Origin of the sequence: Halalkalibaculum sp. DA3122, assembly GCF_043951865.1 — a bacterium.
Lineage (GTDB): Bacteria > Bacteroidota > Rhodothermia > Balneolales > Balneolaceae > JAMQKA01.
The window spans coordinates 37436-59662 of sequence record NZ_JBINJF010000005.1; the positions used below are offsets into that span (position 1 = coordinate 37436).

General features: G+C 49.4%; 16 protein-coding genes. 2 read left to right on the plus strand and 14 right to left on the minus strand.

From position 1 onward, the window contains the following. Nucleotides 1-192 precede the first annotated feature (192 nt). From ACG2F4_RS04825 to ACG2F4_RS04835, 3 genes are all read right to left on the minus strand, one after another. Nucleotides 193-3570: a VCBS repeat-containing protein gene (locus tag ACG2F4_RS04825; protein WP_395259069.1), complete on the minus strand. Its 3378-nt coding sequence runs from the start codon at nt 3568-3570 to the stop codon at nt 193-195. A gap of 317 nt (nt 3571-3887) precedes the next feature. Further along, nucleotides 3888-4733, minus strand: coding sequence for a DUF1080 domain-containing protein (locus tag ACG2F4_RS04830; protein WP_395259072.1), 846 nt, complete (start codon nt 4731-4733; stop codon nt 3888-3890). A gap of 116 nt (nt 4734-4849) precedes the next feature. Then, nucleotides 4850-7537, minus strand: coding sequence for a heme-binding protein (locus tag ACG2F4_RS04835; RefSeq protein WP_395259075.1), 2688 nt, complete (start codon nt 7535-7537; stop codon nt 4850-4852). Nucleotides 7538-7966: 429 nt separating this feature from the next. Here ACG2F4_RS04835 and ACG2F4_RS04840 point away from each other — a divergent pair, with 429 nt between their 5' ends. Further along, on the plus strand, nt 7967-8434 hold the full coding sequence (locus ACG2F4_RS04840; RefSeq protein ID WP_395259078.1) for a plastocyanin/azurin family copper-binding protein: 468 nt from the start codon (nt 7967-7969) through the stop codon (nt 8432-8434). A gap of 121 nt (nt 8435-8555) precedes the next feature. Here ACG2F4_RS04840 and ACG2F4_RS04845 read toward each other — a convergent pair whose 3' ends face one another. The 11 genes from ACG2F4_RS04845 to ACG2F4_RS04895 form a co-directional block, all read right to left on the minus strand. Then, nucleotides 8556-8996, minus strand: a complete 441-nt coding sequence (locus tag ACG2F4_RS04845) for a Dabb family protein (RefSeq protein ID WP_395259081.1) — start codon at nt 8994-8996, stop codon at nt 8556-8558. Nucleotides 8997-9142: 146 nt separating this feature from the next. Beyond that, on the minus strand, nt 9143-10066 hold the full coding sequence (locus ACG2F4_RS04850) for a sugar ABC transporter substrate-binding protein (protein ID WP_395259083.1): 924 nt from the start codon (nt 10064-10066) through the stop codon (nt 9143-9145). A 67-nt stretch (nt 10067-10133) separates the two neighbouring features. Beyond that, nucleotides 10134-11120, minus strand: a complete 987-nt coding sequence (locus ACG2F4_RS04855; RefSeq protein ID WP_395259085.1) for an ABC transporter permease — start codon at nt 11118-11120, stop codon at nt 10134-10136. 8 nt (nt 11121-11128) lie between these two features. Further along, nucleotides 11129-12631, minus strand: coding sequence for a sugar ABC transporter ATP-binding protein (locus tag ACG2F4_RS04860; protein ID WP_395259086.1), 1503 nt, complete (start codon nt 12629-12631; stop codon nt 11129-11131). 145 nt (nt 12632-12776) lie between these two features. Next, nucleotides 12777-13994: a hypothetical protein gene (locus tag ACG2F4_RS04865; RefSeq protein ID WP_395259087.1), complete on the minus strand. Its 1218-nt coding sequence runs from the start codon at nt 13992-13994 to the stop codon at nt 12777-12779. 50 nt (nt 13995-14044) lie between these two features. Continuing rightward, nucleotides 14045-15100, minus strand: a complete 1056-nt coding sequence (locus ACG2F4_RS04870) for an aldose 1-epimerase family protein (protein WP_395259088.1) — start codon at nt 15098-15100, stop codon at nt 14045-14047. Nucleotides 15101-15237: 137 nt separating this feature from the next. Continuing rightward, the gene (locus tag ACG2F4_RS04875) at nt 15238-16392 is read right to left on the minus strand and encodes a Gfo/Idh/MocA family protein (RefSeq protein WP_395259089.1); all 1155 of its coding nucleotides are present in this window, start codon (nt 16390-16392) and stop codon (nt 15238-15240) included. A 43-nt stretch (nt 16393-16435) separates the two neighbouring features. Continuing rightward, nucleotides 16436-17476, minus strand: a complete 1041-nt coding sequence (locus ACG2F4_RS04880; protein WP_395259090.1) for a sugar phosphate isomerase/epimerase family protein — start codon at nt 17474-17476, stop codon at nt 16436-16438. 462 nt (nt 17477-17938) lie between these two features. Next, the gene (locus ACG2F4_RS04885) at nt 17939-19228 is read right to left on the minus strand and encodes a class II aldolase/adducin family protein (RefSeq protein ID WP_395259091.1); all 1290 of its coding nucleotides are present in this window, start codon (nt 19226-19228) and stop codon (nt 17939-17941) included. Nucleotides 19229-19599: 371 nt separating this feature from the next. Next, a complete protein-coding gene (locus ACG2F4_RS04890) occupies nt 19600-19857 on the minus strand; it encodes a hypothetical protein (protein ID WP_395259092.1) in 258 nt (85 codons plus the stop codon). A gap of 156 nt (nt 19858-20013) precedes the next feature. Beyond that, the gene (locus tag ACG2F4_RS04895; RefSeq protein ID WP_395259093.1) at nt 20014-20610 is read right to left on the minus strand and encodes an RNA polymerase sigma factor; all 597 of its coding nucleotides are present in this window, start codon (nt 20608-20610) and stop codon (nt 20014-20016) included. A 384-nt stretch (nt 20611-20994) separates the two neighbouring features. On the opposite strand from ACG2F4_RS04895, the gene ACG2F4_RS04900 reads away from it, so the two are divergent. Then, nucleotides 20995-21954: a sugar-binding transcriptional regulator gene (locus tag ACG2F4_RS04900; protein ID WP_395259094.1), complete on the plus strand. Its 960-nt coding sequence runs from the start codon at nt 20995-20997 to the stop codon at nt 21952-21954. Nucleotides 21955-22227 lie beyond the last annotated feature (273 nt).

Consider the following 22227-nt stretch of genomic DNA (forward strand, 5'->3'; position numbering starts at 1 on the left):
TCGACAGCGAATCCTGGTTATAGAGTAAGCTTAACGCGGATTACGAGGCTGACTTTTCCAACCTTTCTACCTGAACTGCATTACCTGCTGCGGAGTATATCAGAACATAGATCTGGCCAAAGCCAGTATACATAACGTCTATTTTTGCAAGGTGTGAAACAGAGCTGGCACCCCAAATCGGTATTTTTAAATTTATTCAATCCTAAACACCTGGAGTCTATCATCATTGTTGGCAACCAATAACAGTTTATATTCAGGTGTATTAATAATTTTCAAAGTTTTCACATCTCCCGAGGCCCACAACCCACTTCTAAAGGGAGGAATGGATTCAAAATTGCCATCTCCATCTCCTTTTAATAATAACCCATTACCGGCATCAGCTCTTGAAATATCAGGATGGGTGGCAAAAATATTGCCAGCTATAATCAAATCAAGGTTTCCGTCCTGGTCAACATCTTCTGATACAATTCCGTTAATCGGAGAGATCTGAGCATAATCCGGGAGTGTATTCATCGAGTACCCGCCTTCTTCTTTACTCAGGAGCACCATGCTGGCAAAGGTATCAGCCTGAAATTTTAGTGATTCATTTAAATCCCGCTCTTCGAAAATATCGGACATTGACTCTCCTTTCATTGATGAAAAAGTTGGATATTGCTCATGTATAAATCTCTGTTTCCCAAGCAATAATCTGCCCTTCCCAAAAAAAGGATAGTAAAGGCTATCTCTCTGTACAGTATAAATTAGATCTGTCGTCAGATCATTATTAAAATCGTTTGCAAACAGCCCGAACTTCTGTTCTCTTGAGGTACTAAAAGTGTGATTAAGCCCCAGATTACCCGCTACGATGTCCGGTTTTCCATCCTTGTTAAAGTCACCGGTTTCCAGGCTATACCACCAACCCCTAAGTGGCTGTTCTATGACTTCATCTGTTACTTCCTCCAGCTGGCCACTGCTACTCATTTGATAAAACTGAATCGGGAGCCAGGTACCGGCCATAACCAGATCTAGCTGACCGTCTCCATTGAAATCTATCCACTCTGCGTCGGTAATCATACCCGGTTCAACTAAACCGGGAGCCACATCTTTCGTTACATCCCGAAAAGTCCCCCCCTCGTTTAGAAGGAGGTAACTTCGTGCTGGGTAAGGATACTTTTGGGGGAATAGTCTCCCTCCGACAAATAGGTCCATCGACCCATCCCCGTTGAAATCTCCCGGAGTTACCACTGAACTGCTCGTATACATTCTGGGGAGTGCGGATTCATCTTTAATGAAGCGCCCCTCTCCCGTGTTGATATATAGGCGGTCGAGCATGTTATCTTCATGGGAAAAAAATTCATATCCACCACTTGCCACGTACAGATCGAGCGAGCCATCTCCATTTGCATCAAAGAAAACTGCTCCCATATCTTCGCTAGATGCATCCGCCAACCAAGGCTGATTGTCATTCGCTTCTTCAAACTGCCCCGGTGCCTGCTGCAAATATAATACGCCGGCCGAATTAGCTGCCCCTCCCACATATAGATCTTCCAGTCCGTCACCATTTACATCACCGGTAGCTATCCTGGGCCCCAATCTTGACATTTGCTGCATAAGTAACGGCTGTACCTGGTAATCAATAAAATTATTTTCATTGTGTTCATAGACCAAACCCGTTTCACTTGTCACTTCTTTAAATAAATAGTCAATATTCTCTAGTGGCCTGTCAGGATCTCCAGGATCTGATGCGTTATTATAATCAAGGGTTAATTGTTGATTTGCCTCTATCCCGGTCAACAACTGATAACTTCCATCCGGCCAAAACACTTCAAGTGAATCAATAAGGTTCTCTTTCTCTAATCCGAAATGAAGACGAGTATCAACAGATGACTGGTATCCACGGTAAGGCGATTGGTACAAATACTGTTTTTCTTCTCCTAATGTGATAACAACCTCCGTTCCAATCCCTATACTATTTTGTCTTGGCCCATTCAATTGAATAGTCAGGTAATGATTACCGGATTGTTCTATGGTATTATTCTTGTAAATCGAGGCGGGTTCATTCAGATTGTTAATTATCAGTTCAAGATCACCATCGTTATCCAGGTCGCCATGGGCCGCTCCATAAGAATAGGTGGAATCACCAAAGCCCCAAGATTTGGTTACATCACTGAACTGCATTGTACCATTGTTTTGAAACAGATAGTTGGGTATCCGAATATTCTTTAGATTTTCTAAAACCTGGGATCGTTTGTCTTGGTCTGATGTATTGTGCATTTCGACGATGAAATCGAAATCGTTGGTCGCTTTCGGATACCCATTCGTTACCATGAGATCTTTATGGCCATCATTGTCATAATCACCAAAGAGTGTTGCCCAGCTCCAGTCGGTGTATGCCACTCCAGCTATACGAGCCACTTCACTAAATTTGAGATGTCCAGAAGGATCGATCCCATTGTTCAACTGTAATGCATTGAGGTTATAGGAATAGTTATAGCCCTGGTCAATTACCAGGTTGTTAAATTGCTCAAAGCTGGTACCGTAACTCATTCCCTTTCTTTCTTCAAGATCCTCCGGCATCATTCCGGTCTGAAAAATATCGGGCCATCCATCGTTATTAAAATCAGCTATATCCACCCCCATCCCGGCATAGGTAGTATGCTTTAAATACGACCTTGATTGATCGGTGAACGTTCCGTCTCCATTATTCATATACAGCACATCGTCCGGTGCAATATCGTTTGATATATATATGTCAGGCCATCCATCACGATTAAGATCTCCTACAGCTACCCCGAGTCCATATCCCTTTCTTTCCAGGATACCCGCTTCCCTGGATACTTCGGTAAAGGTACCATTCCCATTATTCCTGTATAACTGATCAAAACTTATATTCAAGCTATCCGCTGAAGGGTTTTGGGAGATGGCAATGCTCTGGCCCATTTCCCTCGAAAATGTGCCCGGAGAGTGATTCAACAAAAATAAATCCAACAAACCATCCCGATTATAATCTAAAAAAGCTGCATGTGTTGTAAATCGGGTAGATGCAATACCATATTCCACAGCCGCCTCTGTAAATGTATTGTCCCCATTATTTAAGTAGAGTAAATTGGCTCTCTGGTTTTCCGGGTCTTCTTCCCTGCTGGCTACTGAAAGATAGATATCAATATAACCGTTGCCATCAATATCTACCATAGAGGCCCCAGTAATCCATCTCTCTGTCGTGATCCCTGCTGATTCTGTGATATCTTCAAATTCCAGTTCACCTTTGTTCAGATACAATCTGCTGGAAACCATATTACCCGTGAAAAAAATATCGGATAGCCCATCATTATTAATATCTGCTATAGCAACACCGCCTCCATTATACAACAAAGAAAAATCCAGCACATTTTCTCCGTCTCTTTCATCAATAACGTTGGAAAAGGTGATCCCGGTCTCAGAGGAGGGCAGTTTACTGAAAATACCGGTAACAGGTTCACTATCGGCCGAGGTTGACGAGTTTGGTGCAGGCTGTTTTTGCTGCTCCCCTGAGCAACTGCCCAGGCACACCAATACCAACAGTGCCACCAAAAGTTTCCTGCCATCCATCATATAGCCTGCCGTTTAAAATCCCGGGTCCGATTTAGAATTGTAGAAGGCTTTGAAATTCGCACACATTATTAATGTATTCGAGTTAAGTTGGTAAATTACGGTTTATGCATCTGTAGACCAATATTGCTGTCCAACAAAATCAGAGGCCGTTGTAAAACCGTTGTTTTGGCAAAACCCGGCATTGTTGCAAATTCGAAATCCTCATTAATGGGATAGAAACTGCGGTTTCGAATGCACTCAGGGGTTGGCCCTGGACAAAATCCCTGGTTTTTCAAAGGCTTCTATAAGAACTCAAGGATTTGACCTGCCGGCCCGGCCTAGTCTAACAACTTGAGTTCCACGTTTCGAATCTCCACCCGCATCGGAGGGCCGACATGCAGCTGAAATGCGAGCACGCCCTTCTCCAGGTTTTCTCCCGAATGATCGATCACTTCGTGCATTAACTGATTATTGATGGAGGCGCGCATGGTGTCGCCGTTGGCATACACGTGATACTTGTTCCACTCGTCGTGGACAATGTACTTTCCGAGCTCCGCCTCTTCAGCAAACCGTTCCTCTTCTTTTTCGCCCTCGCTGTCGATCACAACCCGCTGTCCGCGGCGTGCCAGGATACCCCGTTTTTTCTCCTCGTAGTGCAGGCCCGGAATCCAGTCGCTGACTGCAAAATCTCCCTGGTTCCCGCGGACTCTATACTTAAGATCGGGCTTGTCTTCGGTTGTAAACCGTTCCGAACGATACTGGAAACCGGAATTCCCCGACAATTCGCCCCCCGTTTCAACAAAACGATATTCAAAACGGGCTTCAAAATTAGCCGGTTCCCCCTCTTCCCAGATAAGGAAGGTATTCTCTTCAATGTTATTTTCTTCGGAGGTCTCTCCGACGATAACGCCCTCTTCAACGCTCCACAAACGGGGATCGCCCTCCCACCCGTCCAGGTTTTCACCGTTGAATATGGATTTGAAGCCAGATTCAGCATTTTCCTGCACGGCAGCTGTTTCGGAGTCCGCCTGCTCTGCTTCTTGACCTTCTTGTGCACAACCCATAACCAAACCCAGTATCAATACTGTTAAGAGCTTTTTAGATAATGAAGTACCTGTCTGCATCGAGATCATATTTTCTTCCATAAGATTGAATATTGAATGATTCTTTTTTACTGCTTCCATATCCCTGCCTACTTATTCTCTAAAATAGCAGAGCCCGTCCCATGCAGCCAACAGTGCCGGCAGATGGAACGGGCGGGGCTATTATCTGCTACCTCATGTGTAATGAGTTTTTTTAATTATTCCGCGCTTTCTTCAGTGTTCTCCTCCGATTCCTCTTCACTTTCATAGATCTCGTCTTCCGGATTTCCTCCCGATTCAATATATCCCATCAGGTCGCGAAGCTCAGCGGGATTCAGCGTATTGATCAGGCCCGGCGGCATCTGTGAGATATCGACCGGCTCTATCGAAACCACTTCAGAACTGTTCACAACCGTGGGTGGTTCGTCCGGGTCGCGGGTATAAATTTTGATGCTTTCTCCCTCTTCGACGACCAGTCCCGTAACGGATTCTCCATTTTCAAGCGTAACTTCGGAGCTGCTGTACTGGTCGGAGATCAGCGTGTTTGGATTGATCGTTTTTTCAATCACCCCGTCGATACCGAAGCGCCGGGCCACGCTGTTCAGATCGGGACCGATGTTTCCACCGTAACCACCGAGCCGGTGACAGGATGCACAGCCTATTGCGTGAAACAGGCTGCGTCCGCGTTCGAAATCCAGCTCGCCCTGGATCTCTCGTCCCCATCCCTCCTGGTCGCCGTAGATCGCGTCCAGCGCACCGTTAACCGTCCACTCGCGCCCGGGACCTTCCGGGGGATGGATCTCGAAATCAGGTTCCTGTGCAAGGCTGACCCCCGTCAGGTCTGATACGGCTTCAATCTCTTCTTCACTGGCATTGGCCAGCGCCTCGGTGCGCATCCGCTCGAGGAAGCCGGTATAGCTGGCACCCCCCATAGCATCGGAGGCATTATTGATAAAAGTAAAGTATTCGCGCCGTTGCTCTATCGTCCAACCGTTTTCCATATTCCTGAGCATAAACGCATACTCAAGCTTGTTGGTAGGCGGCGGATTTTCAATCATGTCGTTAATCGTTCCGCCGTAGCGCTCGTTCCGCTCCAACAGGCTTTTATTCCAGTTCAGCGGCGTCGGCTCGGTGTCACTCTGCATCAGCGTAAGCGCCTTTCCGATCACGCGTGGGTCTTCAAGGTAGACCAGGACCCGGATAAGCTCTGTGTTTACCCGCGGGTCGTCGTCCGGCAACACCTCCTGCAGGCGATCCGTAATTTTGGCGTGTTGCTCATCACTGGGATCGCCGAGCCGCATGAAGATGAGTGACAACGCCCGCAGATATCCGAGCTTCTGCTCCGCATCGAGGGCATGGACATTCAGCTCCAGCAGTGATTTAATGGCGCCGTCCCGGTGACTTTCGGACCCTGTGCGGGCCAGTGCCACCATAGAGGTTATGCGCGCCTGCGGATTCATTTCAGCCATCGCTTTTCCGGCCCAGCTATCTACCGGTTGAGCCTCAATCGCGACCCGGGCTGCATGACGAATAAAACGGTCTTCGTTTGAGAGATAGGGCCATGCCGTTTCAACGGCTTCCGGATCCTGCTGCCCGTGATAAGCTTCCAGCATGCGCCGGGTTTCACGTGCTTCCTGCGCCTCGGGGTTGTCCACCGCCTCAGCGGGTGCGGTCGATTCATCTCCGGTATAGATTACGCGATACAGGTACGACTGCTGATTACGGCCTCCCGTGGCAAAATAGAGGGCCCCGTCCGGTCCGATCACGGCATCTGTCAGGGGAAGTGGACTTCCCGACAAAAACTCTTCTACTTCAGCCGTATAACTGGCTCCTTCCGGTTCCAGGTGAAATGCATACATGGTACCGAAGGTCCAGTCCAGGCCAAACAGCGCCCGCTGGTATCGGGCCGGGAACTCGGCGCCCGTACCGAATAGCAGCCCCGTCGGAGAACCCGGGCCGATATTTACAATGGGTGGAAGACTGTCTTCATAATATTGCTTCCATTTACCACTGCCGCTTCTCCAGCCGTAATCACTCCCGCTCACCGAATGAATCAGGCGGGTGGGGCGGTACCAGGGCATCCCCATATCCCATTCCATATCGGAATCATAGGCAAAAAGATCACCGTGGGCGTTAGTGGCTATATCATATGTATTTCGATAGCCCATACTTATCATTTCCCACTCGGTGGCTTCCGGATTGATGCGAACGATGTACCCTCCGGGCGCAAATATTCCACGCGCATGACCGCGGGCATCCCAGTTGCGGGGCAACAGAATATCCTCTTCCCAGCCAGAGAGCCGATTGGCTGTCAACGAAGGAGGCGGAGTGTGGTTTCCATTGACGATATATAATCCCTCTCCATCTTCCGTTGGGATAACCGAATGGTTGCCGTGCTCGCCACCAAACTTGGGACCGCCCATGTACTCCATCACATCAAACTCACTGTCCCCTTTTGTGTTTCGCAACCGGAACAATCCTTCCCCATTCAGGTTGGTGTAGAGATGATCAAATTGCCATAGCAATCCCTGCGCTCCATAAACGGGCATCACCATCTCCTCGACGGTCACCTCGGGATTTTCTCTTGAACCCTCAACTTTTACACGGAACAGCCCCTCATCCTCCTGGTCGGAAGCGATCAGGTTGCCGTCAGGTCCCACAGCCAGCGCAACCCAGGATCCCTGTTCTTCCCGCGGCACTTCATACAGCAGCTGTACTTCAAAACCGGGCAAGGTGTTAATATTGTCTGTCAGTGTATCCTCATCTGCTGTTGATCTCTCCTGAGTCAACGGCGCCTGTTCACTGTTGATGCCTGTATGTGGAATATTGTTCGCGATAAGAAAAAGAGGAATGAGCAGCACTATCAGCAGATACCCAAATCCCATTTTTGTATGATTTCTGTCCATGTCGGAATCCATTATGATTGTTTACGAGTGTACGATATTCAGTGTGTTCGAGGGCTTTGCAAAACCGTAGTTTTGCTCAATTACGGCATTTTCGCCTTCTACGAAACTCCTGGTTTTTCAAAAGCCCTCCGGTATGTTATGTCTGTGAGTTGGCATGAGTTTAAGCACAAAAAACTTCGGCCGAGGATCAGTATTAAATACTGATTGACCTATGGAATCTTCAGAATCTCCATTTAAATTTCCCACCCCGTATCTTGCTATTTCAATTTTTGTAATCCCTACAGTATCTAAAGAGTTGGTCATATCCTAAATCTACTGAAAAGAATCTCCATTTTTTAACCCGTTTAACAGGAAACATTTTTTAGAAACTATCCTGTAAATACTATCTTCACTGATCATTCTAAAACCAACAAACTAACTTATTACACAATGAAATTCTTACCTATAACCGGTTCACTGCTACTTTTATTTTTATTTCCCGTTATCGCCCTTCACGCCCAGAATTCTTCAGAGGAGATCAGGACGATTGAAATAATAGGATCAGACCAAATGCAATTTGATGTAACGGAGATCAATGCATCGCCCGGTGAAGAAATTAAAATTGTTCTCACTACCGAAAGTAATCTTCCCAAGGTGGCCATGGCCCATAATGTGGTCGTCCTGAAGCAGGATGTGGATGCGAAAGCCTTCGCTTCTGCGGCTGCCACGGCCAGAAACAACGATTTTATCCCCCCCAAATTGACTGACCAAATCATTGCCTACACAGGCCTTGCCGGCGGTGGCGAAACGGTTGAAGTCACATTTACCGTCCCGGAAGAGACCGGAAGCTATACCTACATCTGTTCTTTTCCCGGACACTTTGCGGCGGGCATGAAAGGGACGATCGTGGTTGAATAGTTACCAATCGTACCCTCTTATAGATAAAGAGCGCTGGCGATAACGCCCGCGCTCTTTATTTTTCAGTGCTTCCATCTATTCAGCACTCCCATTGAATAGAGCATAATCCCGGCAAGATTAATCAATTTTCCTGCGCCCAGTAGTCAATTACGAGTGCATCCTCCATATGAGGCTCCAGAATATCGACAAAAGCCTTGTGGTCGGGGTGTGGCAAGTAGGTGGCGCGATCCTCTTCACTTTCGAATGTTACCAGGAAACAGTGGGTGAATCCCTTGTCAAGCCCTTCGGGACTGTTGTTCGTACCCCACTCATATCCCTTGATGGCAGAAATCTTGTCCGGCAGGGCGGAAAACGCTTTTTCAACTTTTGCTATCTCCTGCTCCGTGGCGCTCTCCTTAAACTTGAGCAGTACCACATGGCGTAACAGTTTTTCATCCATAGTGTCGGTGTCTTCCTCGTTTATATTTACTGTTTCCTCCGGGGTCGAACTTCCCGTTAGGGAGATCGGTGTATAATTTAGGACCAGTGCCATTATTGTGGCAGCAAATATTGAATATTTCATTGGTAATTATTTTTGAAAATTAAATGGTTGGTTTGCATTAGTGTTTACGGGAAAATCGCCAACAGGCTACAATCCCACTTTTTCGGACATCTCTTCATCATTCACCTCACGAATTTTGATTCATACTTCTCCAAAATCCGTGCGACTCATTCCTGTAAAAATTGGTCGACATTTTCCCGGGTTACCGTTTGAAACGGTATTAGCACCTCTTCTTGGTATGTACTATCTTCAGCAATAATCTTTAGCGCCGTTTGTACTGCGGTTGATCCCTGCCCGCGGGCATCCTGGAATACCGTCGCATCCAGCCGTCCATCCCGAACTGCCTGCAGGGCATCCCGGATGCCGTCAATACTTATGATAATGACATCCTCGCTCAACCCGGCATTTTCAAGGGCTTCAAGGGCTCCCAGTCCCATTTCATCGTTGTGGGCAAACACCGCGTCAATATCGTCACCATAAGACTGTATCCAGTTTTCCATCAGTGACATCGCCTCGGCACGGTCCCATTCTGCGGTTTGGGACGCCAGCAATGTAAGTCCCGGCGTCTGCTCCAGCACATTTTGGGCTCCCTGTTCCCGCTTAATCTGGGCGGCCTGCCCCATATAACCCTGCAGCATCAACACGTTACCCGACCCTCCCAGGCTTTCCGCGATAAATTCCATTGCCATCTCCCCGGCCCTTACATCGTCCGACCCCACAAATGCGGTAGGTTCCGACCTGGTTTCCGAGTTCACATTTATTATCGGGATGCCCGATCGCCGGGCCAGGTCTACTGCCGGAGAGCTGGCCTCCACCTCCACCGGATTCAATATGATGGCATCAACCCCCTGTGAGATGAAGCGCTCAACATGCTCCAGCTGTGTCAGTGCAGAGCGTTGGGCATCATTCACGAGCAGCGTAACCCCCTGTTGCTCCGCCTCGGTGGCCATCGCATCCCGCACGTTTACCACAAATTCATTCTGCATGCTCAGCATCGACGCCCCGAGGGTAATTTCCGGCTGCCCGTCGCCTTCCCGATCTCCCGATTGACTACAAGCCGATAACAGCAACATTCCGGACAGGACTGCCATAGTCACTGCCGCACTCATATAATTGCAAACAGAACACTTTTGTGCCATGAATCTCAAGATATAAAAATTAGTTGTCCAGGTTATTTCTCCGCAGGTTGTCCAGCAGAACCGCTCCAATGATAATCAATCCCATCACCACCTGCTGGTAATAGGAAGAAACATTCATTAAATCAAGTCCATTGCCGATTACCCCGATCAGCAATGCGCCGATCAGCGTACCGGTCATCGTCCCCACCCCGCCCGACAGACTGGTACCACCGATCACCACCGCCGCAATGGCATCCAGCTCGAAGGCGACACCAACATTGGGTTGCCCCGTACTGATACGGGAAGCCAGGATAATTCCTCCCACGGCAGACAGTGCGCCACAAAGGGTATAAACGGTTATTTTAATTTTCTTTACGTCGATGCCGGAAGCCCGCGCGGCCTCTTCATTGCCTCCCACCGCGTAGATATACCGGCCAAGCACCGTTTTTTTCAGAAGCAGCACGCAGGCGGCAAAGGTAACTCCCAATATCACGATTGGAAAGGGAATTCCCAACAGGTTTCCCCCGCCGATATAGCCGAACGATTCCGAAAGGTTTGAAATCGGGCGACCGTCACTGATAATCAAAGCCAGTCCCCGGCCGATGGTCATCGTGCCCAGCGTTACGATGAATGGTGGCACGTTTCCCTTCGTAATTACAATACCGTTGAACGCCCCGATGAGCACCCCGGCCGCCAGTCCGGCCATCAGTGGCACAATAAGCGGATATGTTCCCGGATGAGCAAAAGAGGCGGCCACCACTCCTGCAACCGCCACCACCGATCCCATGGAGAGATCAATTCCGCCGGAAATAATCACAAACGTCACTCCAAACGCCAGCATCGCGTTAATCGTAATCTGCCGTACAACAATTAGAAGGTTGGTTACGGTCAAGAAATTGGGACTCATGACGGAGATGCCGATACATATGAGTACAAATGCGATTAGTACGCCATATTTCTGCAATTTTTCGGAGTATGTTGACCGTTTCCCCATCGCTTCTGAAATTCTCTGTATACCTGACTCCATCCGCTCCTTCACCTGTTTGCTATTGCATATTTCATGATTATTTCCTGTGTCGCTTCGGCTGCGGGCAGTTCTGCCGTCACTTCCCCTCTTGAGAGCACCAAAATGCGGTGACTCAGTCCCAGCAGTTCCGGCAGTTCCGAAGATATCAAAATAACAGCTTTTCCCGCTCTTGCCAGTTTGTCGATCAGCTGGTAGATCTCAAATTTAGCCCCTACGTCGATACCGCGGGTCGGCTCATCCAGTATGAGCACCTCCGGCTCTGTCAGCAGAGATTTTCCGATGATAACCTTCTGCTGATTACCGCCGCTCAAAAACCGTACTTTCTGATGCATATCGGGCGTTTTGATACTCAGCCTGTTTATCATACCCGTGGCGGCTTTTTTCTCCGCCCTCTCATTTATCAGGATTCCTGAAACGAAAGAACGCAGATTTGAAAGCGTCAGGTTGGCCCGGACTGACAGATCCCCGATAATGCCAGACTCTTTCCGGTCTTCCGTAACATAGGAGATCCCCCGCCGGATTGCGTGCCGGGGAGAATTGATCGTCACCGCCCGTCCATGCAGCTCAATTGTGCCCTTGTCGTGGGGTTCAAGTCCCATAATCGCCTTTACGATATCGGTACGCCCCGCACCCATCAGGCCCGCCAGCCCGAGTACCTCTCCGCGCCGAACCTCGAAATTGATATCTTTGTAGCGATCTTCTCTGCTAAATCCTTTCACAGAAAACACGACCTCTCCGAGTTCGCTGTTTTTCTCGGGAAAAACAGTTTCAAGGGACCGTCCCACCATCATCTCGATCAGCTGATCTTCATCAAGGGCTTTTGCGGGATGGGTGCCCATATGGCGGCCGTCTCTCAATACAGTGATTCGGTCACATATCTGGAAAATCTCCTCCATCCGGTGAGAAATGTAGATGACCGTGACGCCCTGTTTTTTCTGTCCCCGGATTACGCTGAACAGCTGCCGCACCTCCCTGTTGGAGAGCGAAGAGGTCGGCTCGTCCATAATGATAACTTTTGCATCATTGGAGAGTGCCTTGGCGATCTCCACCATCTGCATCTCGGCAATACTCAGCTGCTTCATCGGACGGGTTACGTCGATCTCGACGTCGAGTTCTTCCAGCTGTCGACGCGCTTTTTTAATCAGCGTTTGCTCATCGATCCAGCCCGGAAATGCCCGGGTATTTTCTTGTCCCAGGAAGATGTTCTGGGCGACGGTCAGCTCAGGAACAGGCATAATCTCCTGGTGAACCATGGATATGCCCCGGTCCAGCGCGCTTTTGACGTCGGTGTGATCCAGCGACTCTCCCTGGAAAATAATCTGACCCGCATCTGGTTGGACCAGTCCCATCAGGCTATTCATCAGCGTCGATTTACCGGCCCCGTTCTCCCCCATCACGCCGTGTACTTCTCCCGCGCGGATCCTGAAATGAACGTTCTCAAGGGCTTGAACGCCGCCAAAGGCTTTGGAAATGTTCTTTATCTGCAGTACAACGTTGGGATCTTCCTCCATATATCACACATAATTAAAGGTGCAGCCCACCAACTGGTTGACTGCACCAAAATGCCATCGATCACAGATACAGCGGCCTGGATTGGGCCAAGCCGGCGCTGGTATCCCTGATCTTCCAATTTGCTTACTGCTGAAATATCGTGCGTTACAGATCCAAATCCGGGTTTTCCGGCCCGAAATGCTTGAGCATCACGATGGGATCGGTGCTGGAGTGGTTGACAATCTTCACCCCTTCCCTGGCGGCCTGTTCGCTTACGAAATATTCATCGTGAGTAAGCTGGCCAAACCGGATAAGGGAGGGCGTTTCGATATCCCATTCGCCCATCGTACCGTGGCCCTGCATCATGATCATCCCGTAGGCGCCGGAGTCCTTGATCGTAACCGTTTCTCCGGGCAGTACGGTCAGTTCCTTGGCACTAAACGCTTCCGATTTATAGCAGATCCATTTTTCGATATATCCCTCCTGTTTCATCTGCTCTACAGGATGTACCGGAATCGGTTCCATGTAGCATTTTTCCTGCAGGTTTCCATCCACATTCAGGTCCCAGTCCAGTACTTCAATAAGAAAATCAAAATCGCCTTTCCGGTCTTCCGGAGTATCCTTCCAGAGCAGCTCCTCGTCAACGATTGAGTCTCCCACCAGCGATTGATACATCGCAAATACATCGGAGGCTTTTTGTGGTTCGTAGGTACAGAGACTGCCCGGTGCGTGCAACAGTCCGGGAGGTACGTTCCAGCCGGTTCCCGGTTGCAGGCGCTGGGCGCTGGAGAGGTTCGTTATCTTGTTATCGCCTTCTGTAAAATTCTTCAGGCACTCCAGCAGCTGTTCCCTGGTCGTACCCGGATTCAGCCCAAAAAACGTATATGGAAAATCGCCGCCGTGGTTGTTAACCTGGGGAGGGAAGTAATACGCTTCCGGCTTCCCGTTCTGGCCGGTTAACCGGGCATGCTCGTCCCGGTGATGGACATGGTGCGGCAGGGCTCCCTTGTTGTCAAAAAACTTCGAATACATTGGCCACGATTCATGCTCATCCCAGATACGGTCCCCGATCAGATCTCCCTTCAGGGCCTGAACGGCATCCCGCAGCAACACCCGTTCCGTGGAGCCGTTATCCTCAAACACCACTTCGCTCAACCCTTCGATCTCGCCGGTCAGCGGACCGTTATCAGCCGGGGTGGTAGAGGAAAACCAGCGCTCGTCGATACCGCCGCGCTCTCCACCAAGTGCGTAATAATCATCCGGGTGCAGCTTTATCCGTCTACCAGGCACACAAAATGACCGTGGTACCCAGTTTGGGGCCAGCCGTAAAATTCCTTTGCCTTGATCAAAGGCTTTTTTCGCAATATTCAGATCGTTGCTCATTGAACTACTATTTAAATGTTAATATTGATATTCTGAAATAGATTCTGCAATTACATTCTATTGATCCGGATTTCCGTATCATACGACCGGGTTTCTCCTACATCAAGTGTGATAAGATCCCCGTTTTCCCGCGCCGTCGACTGCCCGATCGGCGGATGGGTACCGGGTTCCAGGGCCGTTACATATTCGTTGCGTCCCCAGTGCTGCCAGTTGGTCACCCACGGCATCTGGGATTTGGGAAATGACAGCTCCAGATCCAGCCCAATGGTGGAATTCCTGATCCCGCAGTGGCAGATCCCCGCTTCATCGGCATCCAGGTCGAGGAAGGCGGCCGCCTCGCCGGGTCCGCTGTGAGCGTCCATCGGGGGCGGACAGCGCTTAAAATCGGTTCCTTCATTAAAAATTTTACTGCTCTCCTCATCGCGGGATTTCCATTTGCCCTCCCATACGATCTCGGCGCCTTCATCCACCAGGGGCCAGCCAAAATTCACATGATACAACAACATATGGGGTGCGGGGGTATTGCCCACATTCGTCACTTCGTCGTGTATCGCAATCGCCGCTTTTCCGAGCGTAGCAGATATCGTCCTTTTCAATTCCAGATGGGGACCGAAGACCGAGGATTGCAGCATCTTGCCGGTAATGCTCATCTCCAGGTTTTTATTTACAAGATCCGGCTGTATCACCGACTCTATCGTAGCGGGTATATTGCTTATACGATCGTGCAGCCCCCGTTTTCCATGCTCGTCCTCTTCCGGTCCGCCGACATGTGTCAGCCCGCAGGTGGTGACCAAACCGCCGGGAAATGAATCGAGCCATTTGATTCCTTCAGTAGCCGCCGGATTGGCCGGTGTTGTTCCCGAATGACTCAGCCAAGACAGGCTGTACTCGTTATAAAACGCCTCGGCGATATCCATCGCGCGGTCCAGCACTACGTTAAATCGCAACCCGGCGCCGGTGTCAACCCGTGCCACACGGATTCCATGCCCGTGGCCGTTGTCCAGTACCGCCGTTTCGATACCTCCCAGCTGCCTGTGGTTAGATACTTTTCCAGCCCACTGTTCAGAACTAATATGTTGATTTTCGGTTGTAGAATTACTCGGCATCAGATATGGTAAAATTAAATGTTGTAGCCAATTATCGATTTAATAATTGGCTACAACGAAATGATATACGTGATTCAATTGAGCACCGCCGATCGCAAGACCGGCGATGAACCCTCAATTTTTCTACTGTCCGGAAGCTACCAGTCAACGCCGGTATCTTTCCAGCTTCTTGAAGAAGCGGAATCAAGCACAGATTCACAAACTTTCTGTGTCTCCAGTGCTTCCTGGAAGGTGGGAGAACAAGGTTCGCCCGTTTCGATAGATTCAAGAAAAGCAGCTACCTGGTGCAAAAAGGTATGCTCGTACCCGATGGAAGTTCCCGGTATCCACCAGCGATCCATGTAAGGCTGTTCGCTTTCAGACACATGAATTCTACGCCATCCCCGAACGTTTGGATCATCTGAGTGATCAAAGAATTCGAGCCAGTTCATGTCATGCAGGTCCCACCGGATTGACGCATGTTCTCCGTTTATTTCAAACGTATACAGCGCTTTGTGTCCACGGGCATAGCGGGTAGCTTCAAATAGACCCAGTGATCCATTGTCAAAATGGCAATGGAACGTGCAGGCATCATCAATGGTGACCTCTTCCTTTTCACCCGTTTCCTGATGAACCCGCTCCTTCACAAAGGTCTCCGTCATAGCAGAGACATCCTTGATTCCACCGTTCAGCCACATTGCCGTATCAATACAGTGGGCCAGGAGGTCCCCGGTCACACCAGATCCGGCGACATCCTTGTCCAAACGCCACAACGCTTCTCCGCCCTGAGGCACATCCGGATTAATTGTGAAATCCTGCAGGAAGTTCGCCCTGTAATGGAATATTTTACCGAGCTTTCCCGAATCAATGATCTGCTTGGCCAGCGTTACCGCAGGCACGCGGCGGTAATTGTACCAGACTGTATTTGCGACTCCTGCTTTTTCCACCGCTTCCACCATCGGCCTGGCTTCGGCGACTGTGCGGGCCAGCGGCTTTTCACACAGAATCATTTTCCCGGCCTCGGCCGCTGCAATGGCTATTTCAGCATGCGTATCGTTGGGAGTACAGATATCGATGGCATCGATGTCATCTCGTTCAACGAGTGCCCTCCAATCTGTCTCATACGATTCGTATTCCCACTGGTCGGCAAATTTCTTCACCTTTTCTTCGGTACGACCCGAAACAGCTTTTAAGACGGGTCGATGTTCCAGTTCGGGGAAGAAATCATTCACTCGTTTATACCCATTGGTATGGATCCTTCCCATGAGTCCATACCCAACCATACCAATTCTTAATTCTTTTTTATCCGACATGTTACTTCTGCTTTTTTATTGCAATTTATTACGCTGTTCTTGCCTATTCGCTCCAGCCATGCTGGTTACGAACTTCGATCATAGCCTCAAGGATATCGTTCCAGGTCTGCTGCTTGGTCATCACCTCATTCGGGAACATGCAGCCATCCCAGCAGATATGCTTGAACGCCTTGGTAAGCTCTCCATTTTCGTCGCGCAGCCAGTGCCCGGCATCTTCCGCGATGTTCAGCTTTCCGTCCGGATCGTTTGGCAGGCAATGACGTCCCGTTTTTTCGTGGGTACCTGACCCAAATACGGTTGCGTCGTTTTGCGCAACATGGAAATCGATCGTCCAGGGGCGCAGTGCGGCCGTCATCTCTTTCAGGCCTTCCGTGAGCGTCTCGCGATCGTCCCAATCAAAATCTTCCGGAAGAATACGATCGTCCGGCGCATTATACCCGAGCAGGTACAGCAGGGTATGTGCCATATCCGCCTGGAACCCGATATTGTCGCGATCGACCAGCTCCAGCGTATTGACCATCGTTTTCCAGCTGTGCATTCCGCCCCAGCAAATCTCGCCCTCGGCAGCGAGGTCTTCACCGTAATCGGCGGCAACATCACAGGCTTCGCGCCATGTCTGGGCGATCAGCTTGGTATTTTCTTCCGGGTTTTCTGCCCAGGTACCGGGGTCCACCGCTGAGTCGATGCGGATAACGCCGTATGAGCGCACCCCGTGCTCGCGCAATGTCTTCCCGATCTCGCAGGATTTTTTAACCTGCGTTACAAAATTCTTGCGATCTTCCTCGCTTCCCATGGCGGAGCCTCCACCGATATCCGGCCATACCGGGGCCACCAGACTCCCGACATTCAACCCGAGATCGGCAATTTTATCGCCCAGGGCTTTGATCTCATCTTCCGAGCTGTCAATATCAATATGCGGATCGTATAGAAACAGGTCGATCCCATCGAATTTGGTACCGTTGACTTCAGCCGCGGCTGTCATCTCCAGCATTTTATCGAGGCCGATTGGCGGTTCCGAATCCGGCCCTTTTCCGACGACACCGGGCCACGCAGCGTTATGAAGTTTTGGATATGTATTACTCATAAGCAAAGGTTTAAGAATTGAATATATAGTTTACTTTATAGAGGACTTTGCAAAACCGTTGTTTTGCCCAATTTCGGCATGTACACATCTAAATACTCATTTAACGGGATATCCACTGCATACAGGATTGATCCTGAGCAAAATCCCTGGTTTTTCAACGTTCTCCACTTATTACATGGATTGAGTTCCATCTCCTAACATTAATTGCCTTACTATATATAGAGACGGCCGGTTTGGATATCTACTGATTTTCCACAGAAAAATCCCGGGACTTGTTGCTCTTGTTTTTAACAAAATCCCACATCCTAAATGGATAATTTTTGAAACTATGTCAAATAAATATCGGGGTGGGCTCCTTAAAAAAATGTAAATGTTTCCTGTCGTAGAATGGATCGGTTTTCCGTACTCTGTCATCCCCAAAGGGAGGTTCTGCAAACAACTTCTCGGTGAAATCCAACAAGATCAGCTTATAAATTTTTCAAGCCCGCGCAACTGTGTTTCATGCAGCGGGTTTGCTCCGCCCATAACCAGGGCATCAATGGCTGAGCGTGCACCAAATTCAGCGATCTCCAGCCGATCGAACGCCTCCTGCAGCGTTCGGCCCGTAACGAGCAGCAGCTCATTCCGGATCAGCAACATCGGCGTTTCGTATGAGATCATGCCGCTCAGTCTCCCTGCCTCTTCCGGATCGTTCAGCTCGCGGCTGCATGAAACCAGCGGAATATCGCGCAAAAAGACATAGCTTTCCGGAATCGTGCGGGTGTCCAGCGTGCGGCCTGTGATCCCCAGTGCAGAAAGACAGGGCGGACGCGCCGTAATTACTGTTCGCACACCCGGATGTTGCAGGTAGATCTGCTGATGCAACGTTGCCAGGCGGTCGGGCACCTTGCCTTTTTCGCTCTGTCCCTGGCGAAGCAGCACCAGCTCTTCCGGTTCCAGCAGCCGTTTGTTTATATTTTCGGGGGTGATCCAGCAGCTTTCCACGCCGGTACGAACAGACAGGCAGCCCCCGCTACTGGTCATAAGGCGCTGCCGGCAGACTCTTTTTGCGATTTCGGTAACAGCGCTTCGCAGATCCAGTTGTTCAGAGTGGTCTGGCGTATGATCCCCAGACGGCATCGATCTCGTTTGTAATCGGCGTTTCTCTATCTCTTCAATACTCAACCCCCGCCAGTTCCCTATTCGATTCGCATGAATGATGGTCTGGCAACACGCTTCAAGCAACTCAAACCGCCGGTATGCCTCGTCAAGATCCTTTCCTCCTACTGCCACCCCGTGATTTTCCATGACCACCGCTTGATGGCCCCGGGCAAACTGCCCTGCAATACTGCGGCCCAGCGCCTCGCTTCCGGGAATGCGATAAGGCGCAAATCCCACGTTCCCGCAAACCTCCCGCATGCGGGGAATGATATTGGTATCCGGTATTTCACCTGCTATGCTGAACGTAATGAGTCCCGGCGGATGGGCATGAATGACCGCCCCGATATCCGGCCGCTCCCGGTAGATGCAATAGTGCGAGGGCAGCTCGGAAGAGGGGTTTCCTTCAGAAATTACTTTTGCATCGGGATCAAGATGGACGATGTCATCGGCTCCGACTATCCCCTTGTCCATTCCGGAGGGGGTAACCCAGATATCCCCGCCAGGCTCTTTTAGTGAAATATTCCCTCCCGTTGAGGTAGTCATTCCCCCTTCATAGATCCATTTCATCGTCGTTACAATCTGTTGCGGGGGAGAAAGAGTGTGAAAGTGCATTGTCCGTGAGGAGTGTGTTTAGTAATCTATAACGAGCCTGCAATGGCTCCGAAGAAAAGCAGGCTGATCAAAAAGGAATTAGGAAATCGTGCTTTTGCACATCCCGGTCTCTAAACGTGCTCAAAAAAATACTGGCCTGACGTAATCAGGTCAGGCCAGAGGAAAGGACTGTAGATACTAAGGGAATATGGGTTATTCTACCTACAGTTAATCAGTAAGTGCTACTGATGTATTCATTTATAAAGAGCGGGTGCATCTGCAAATCTACTCCTACTTTTTTGAATTATTTGAAAAATGTTCAAAGAGAAAGACTTACGGCATGCGGCGGAAGGGAATCAACCATAACGGGAACTTTTTTCAGTGAGCGGTCGCTACCCGTCGTCAGTCTTGATGAGCTTCAAATTTCCGGTTTTATTAAGTACGTTCATTAACCTTTCGAGTTGTTGCTGTTTGTCGGACTCGCTGCCCCAATCTTTAAACGGCATCGAAACAACTATCTGGGCCCGGGCAACAAGTTTGCGCCGCTCAGGTGACCGCGCAACCCACCGGTTCCATTTAATTGACTGGCGCCGGGGAGCCTTATCTTCGAGCCAGCGTAAAAAGGATTCGTCATTAAGCAGGTCTGCCAATGTATAGTTCTGTTCCAAAACGTTACTTTAGTCTAGCTTGACTTTATTTGAAGATAAGCCAAATTAGAAGTTTTTGAAAACAGGTCCGAAAAAACAGTGACAATAAGCTGCCAAAACAGAGAATGCGGAACCAGGCATATCCCCCGGCCTGAAGAACTACCGGTTCACCTGTATGTAATTTTGCATGTTGGATATCGCCTCCGAGACGTGGTTGTACACGCTTTGCTTGTTGACCTCCATCACGTGAGAAATCTCGTCGGTTGTCAATCCCTGGTAAAATTTCAGGTAAATCGACTCTTTCTGCCTTTTGCTCAGTGAGTTGAGCGCCTCTTTCAGCTTCCGTTTCAGCTCCCGTTCCGTTTCAAAGTGTACCATCAGCTCCTCCACGTTAAAGGGTTCTTCGAAGAAGTTTTCGGTATACACCTGGTTCCTCTTTTTCCGGTTCCGGTACCGCTTTAACTTTCGAAGAATGATGCGCCGAAACGATGATATCAGGTAGGCCTTTACCGAATGGGGCTGATTGATCCCCTCCCTTTTGTTCCAGAGGGTCAGGAACAGCTCCTGGATACAATCACGCACCAGCTCCCGGCGCGGTATTATATTGTATCCATAGTTGTATAAATTAGAGTAGTACAGGCAAAATAATTTTGAAATAGCCTCTTTGTTTCCCATCTGAAGTTCTGACCAAAGCTTATCCGGATCGATGTCATGCGTATCATCCCATTCCCTGGGTTTTGTAACATTTACTAACATTTAGCAACCCTTCCTGTTTTTGATTGATAATAACTTCGTTGCGATTGCTTACTATCCACCGATTTGTATGGAAATGATCGGCATCCCTTTTTTTTAAATTCGCAAGTCAGTATATTGAACATATGTTCATGACTGAACTATTGTTCTATTAAGTTAACAAAACTGGCTTTAATGTCAACCGGAAATAACGGTTATGAGCGACTTTCATTCAGGCCGTTCGGTAAGCGAAACCGTTGGCCTACTTGTGATAATCGATTTAATCGCTCAATTTTAGTCAGGGGTACAGTGACGTACTGAACCGGCAGGTTTCGTCTGGCGGTTCTGAACATACCGGACGCGTACCTGTACCGGAGCATGACACGTTAACCATCAATCTAATTTTCTATGCCCGGCAGCCAAAACTCGATCGATGTACGCCTGCTCAGCAAGGTGAGTTCACTATATTATGATCAGGATTATAACCAGCAGGAGATTGCCAACCGCCTGCATCTTTCCCGGCCCAAAGTCTCTCGCTTGTTGAAGCAGGCGCGGGAACAGGGCATTGTTCAGATATCTGTTGTCACTCCCAATGCCAATTTCGTGGAGCTGGAGAATGCCATGGAAAAAAAATACGGCCTTCAGGAAGTCGTCCTGGTAGAATCCGACGAGCAGCTATCCTCACAGGTTATCAAACGACAGATCGGCTCCGCCGCCGCTGAGTACCTGCACCGTACCGTTAAAGAGGGAGATTTAATTGGAGTTACGTGGGGTACCACGCTGCAGGCCATGCTGGATGCGATGCAGCCAAAGTCTATTAACGATCTGCATGTTGTGCAGGCGCTGGGTGGCGTGGGGGCCCCTGAAGCAAAAGCGCACGCCACGGACATATCGCGCCGGCTTTCCCAGGCGCTCAACGCCAAACTGACCCTCCTCCCCGCTCCCGGCATTGTCGGAAGCGTACAGGCAAAAGAGGTGTTGCTGAACGACCGGCAGGTTAAGGGGGCTGTCGACCAGTTCGCTGATATCGATACGCTGTATGTGGGGCTCGGGGCTCTTCACACCAACCCGGTTCTCACAGAAGACACGCACGAGATATCCGAGAAGGTGCGCAGGGAGATCACCAACTCCGATGCGGTTGGCGATATCGCCCTTCGTTTTTTTGATATCAATGGTAAAGAGATTGACACTTCTCTTAAAGACCTGGTTATAGGCGTTTCTCCGGAAGAAATGATGGGGATTGACACCGTAGTGGGCATGGCGGGCGGTCCCGATAAAGTAGAGGTTATAGAGGGCGCCCTTAACGGCAAGAATATCGATGTGCTTATCTCCGACAGCCTCACAGCGAAGCGAATCCTGGAGCAGTAGGCGGGGACTTATTGATTGATTGAGTGAGTGATTGAGTGAGTGAATGAGTTGGGTTTGTGGGCTTGAACAGTTCCTGGGACGGATTCTATGGGTACATCCACTGGACAACCGAATGTGCCCCGGTCACCCAACACTGCTTCCCTGTTTTTAAATGCAGGGTCGGGAATGATCGGCTTCCCAAATAGCTTTTAAATTAACAACGAAGGGCTTTGCAAAACCCTCAATTTCTCGTTCTGCAAAGATCCCTGCCAATTAATACTCAGGGTTGGAACC

Bases quoted from the DNA above. Each gene is read 5' to 3' on its own strand.
- ACG2F4_RS04830 (WP_395259072.1), bottom strand. From the start codon at position 4,733: ATGGAAGCAGTAAAAAAGAATCATTCAATATTCAATCTTATGGAAGAA.
- ACG2F4_RS04865 (WP_395259087.1), bottom strand. From the start codon at position 13,994: ATGAGCAACGATCTGAATATTGCGAAAAAAGCCTTTGATCAAGGCAAA.
- ACG2F4_RS04855 (WP_395259085.1), bottom strand. From the start codon at position 11,120: ATGGAGTCAGGTATACAGAGAATTTCAGAAGCGATGGGGAAACGGTCA.
- ACG2F4_RS04850 (WP_395259083.1), bottom strand. From the start codon at position 10,066: ATGGCAGTCCTGTCCGGAATGTTGCTGTTATCGGCTTGTAGTCAATCG.
- ACG2F4_RS04840 (WP_395259078.1), top strand. From the start codon at position 7,967: ATGAAATTCTTACCTATAACCGGTTCACTGCTACTTTTATTTTTATTT.
- ACG2F4_RS04845 (WP_395259081.1), bottom strand. From the start codon at position 8,996: ATGAAATATTCAATATTTGCTGCCACAATAATGGCACTGGTCCTAAAT.
- ACG2F4_RS04870 (WP_395259088.1), bottom strand. From the start codon at position 15,100: ATGCCGAGTAATTCTACAACCGAAAATCAACATATTAGTTCTGAACAG.
- ACG2F4_RS04825 (WP_395259069.1), bottom strand. From the start codon at position 3,570: ATGATGGATGGCAGGAAACTTTTGGTGGCACTGTTGGTATTGGTGTGC.
- ACG2F4_RS04835 (WP_395259075.1), bottom strand. From the start codon at position 7,537: ATGGACAGAAATCATACAAAAATGGGATTTGGGTATCTGCTGATAGTG.
- ACG2F4_RS04885 (WP_395259091.1), bottom strand. From the start codon at position 19,228: ATGCACTTTCACACTCTTTCTCCCCCGCAACAGATTGTAACGACGATG.
- ACG2F4_RS04860 (WP_395259086.1), bottom strand. From the start codon at position 12,631: ATGGAGGAAGATCCCAACGTTGTACTGCAGATAAAGAACATTTCCAAA.
- ACG2F4_RS04900 (WP_395259094.1), top strand. From the start codon at position 20,995: ATGCCCGGCAGCCAAAACTCGATCGATGTACGCCTGCTCAGCAAGGTG.
- ACG2F4_RS04895 (WP_395259093.1), bottom strand. From the start codon at position 20,610: ATGTTAGTAAATGTTACAAAACCCAGGGAATGGGATGATACGCATGAC.
- ACG2F4_RS04880 (WP_395259090.1), bottom strand. From the start codon at position 17,476: ATGAGTAATACATATCCAAAACTTCATAACGCTGCGTGGCCCGGTGTC.
- ACG2F4_RS04875 (WP_395259089.1), bottom strand. From the start codon at position 16,392: ATGTCGGATAAAAAAGAATTAAGAATTGGTATGGTTGGGTATGGACTC.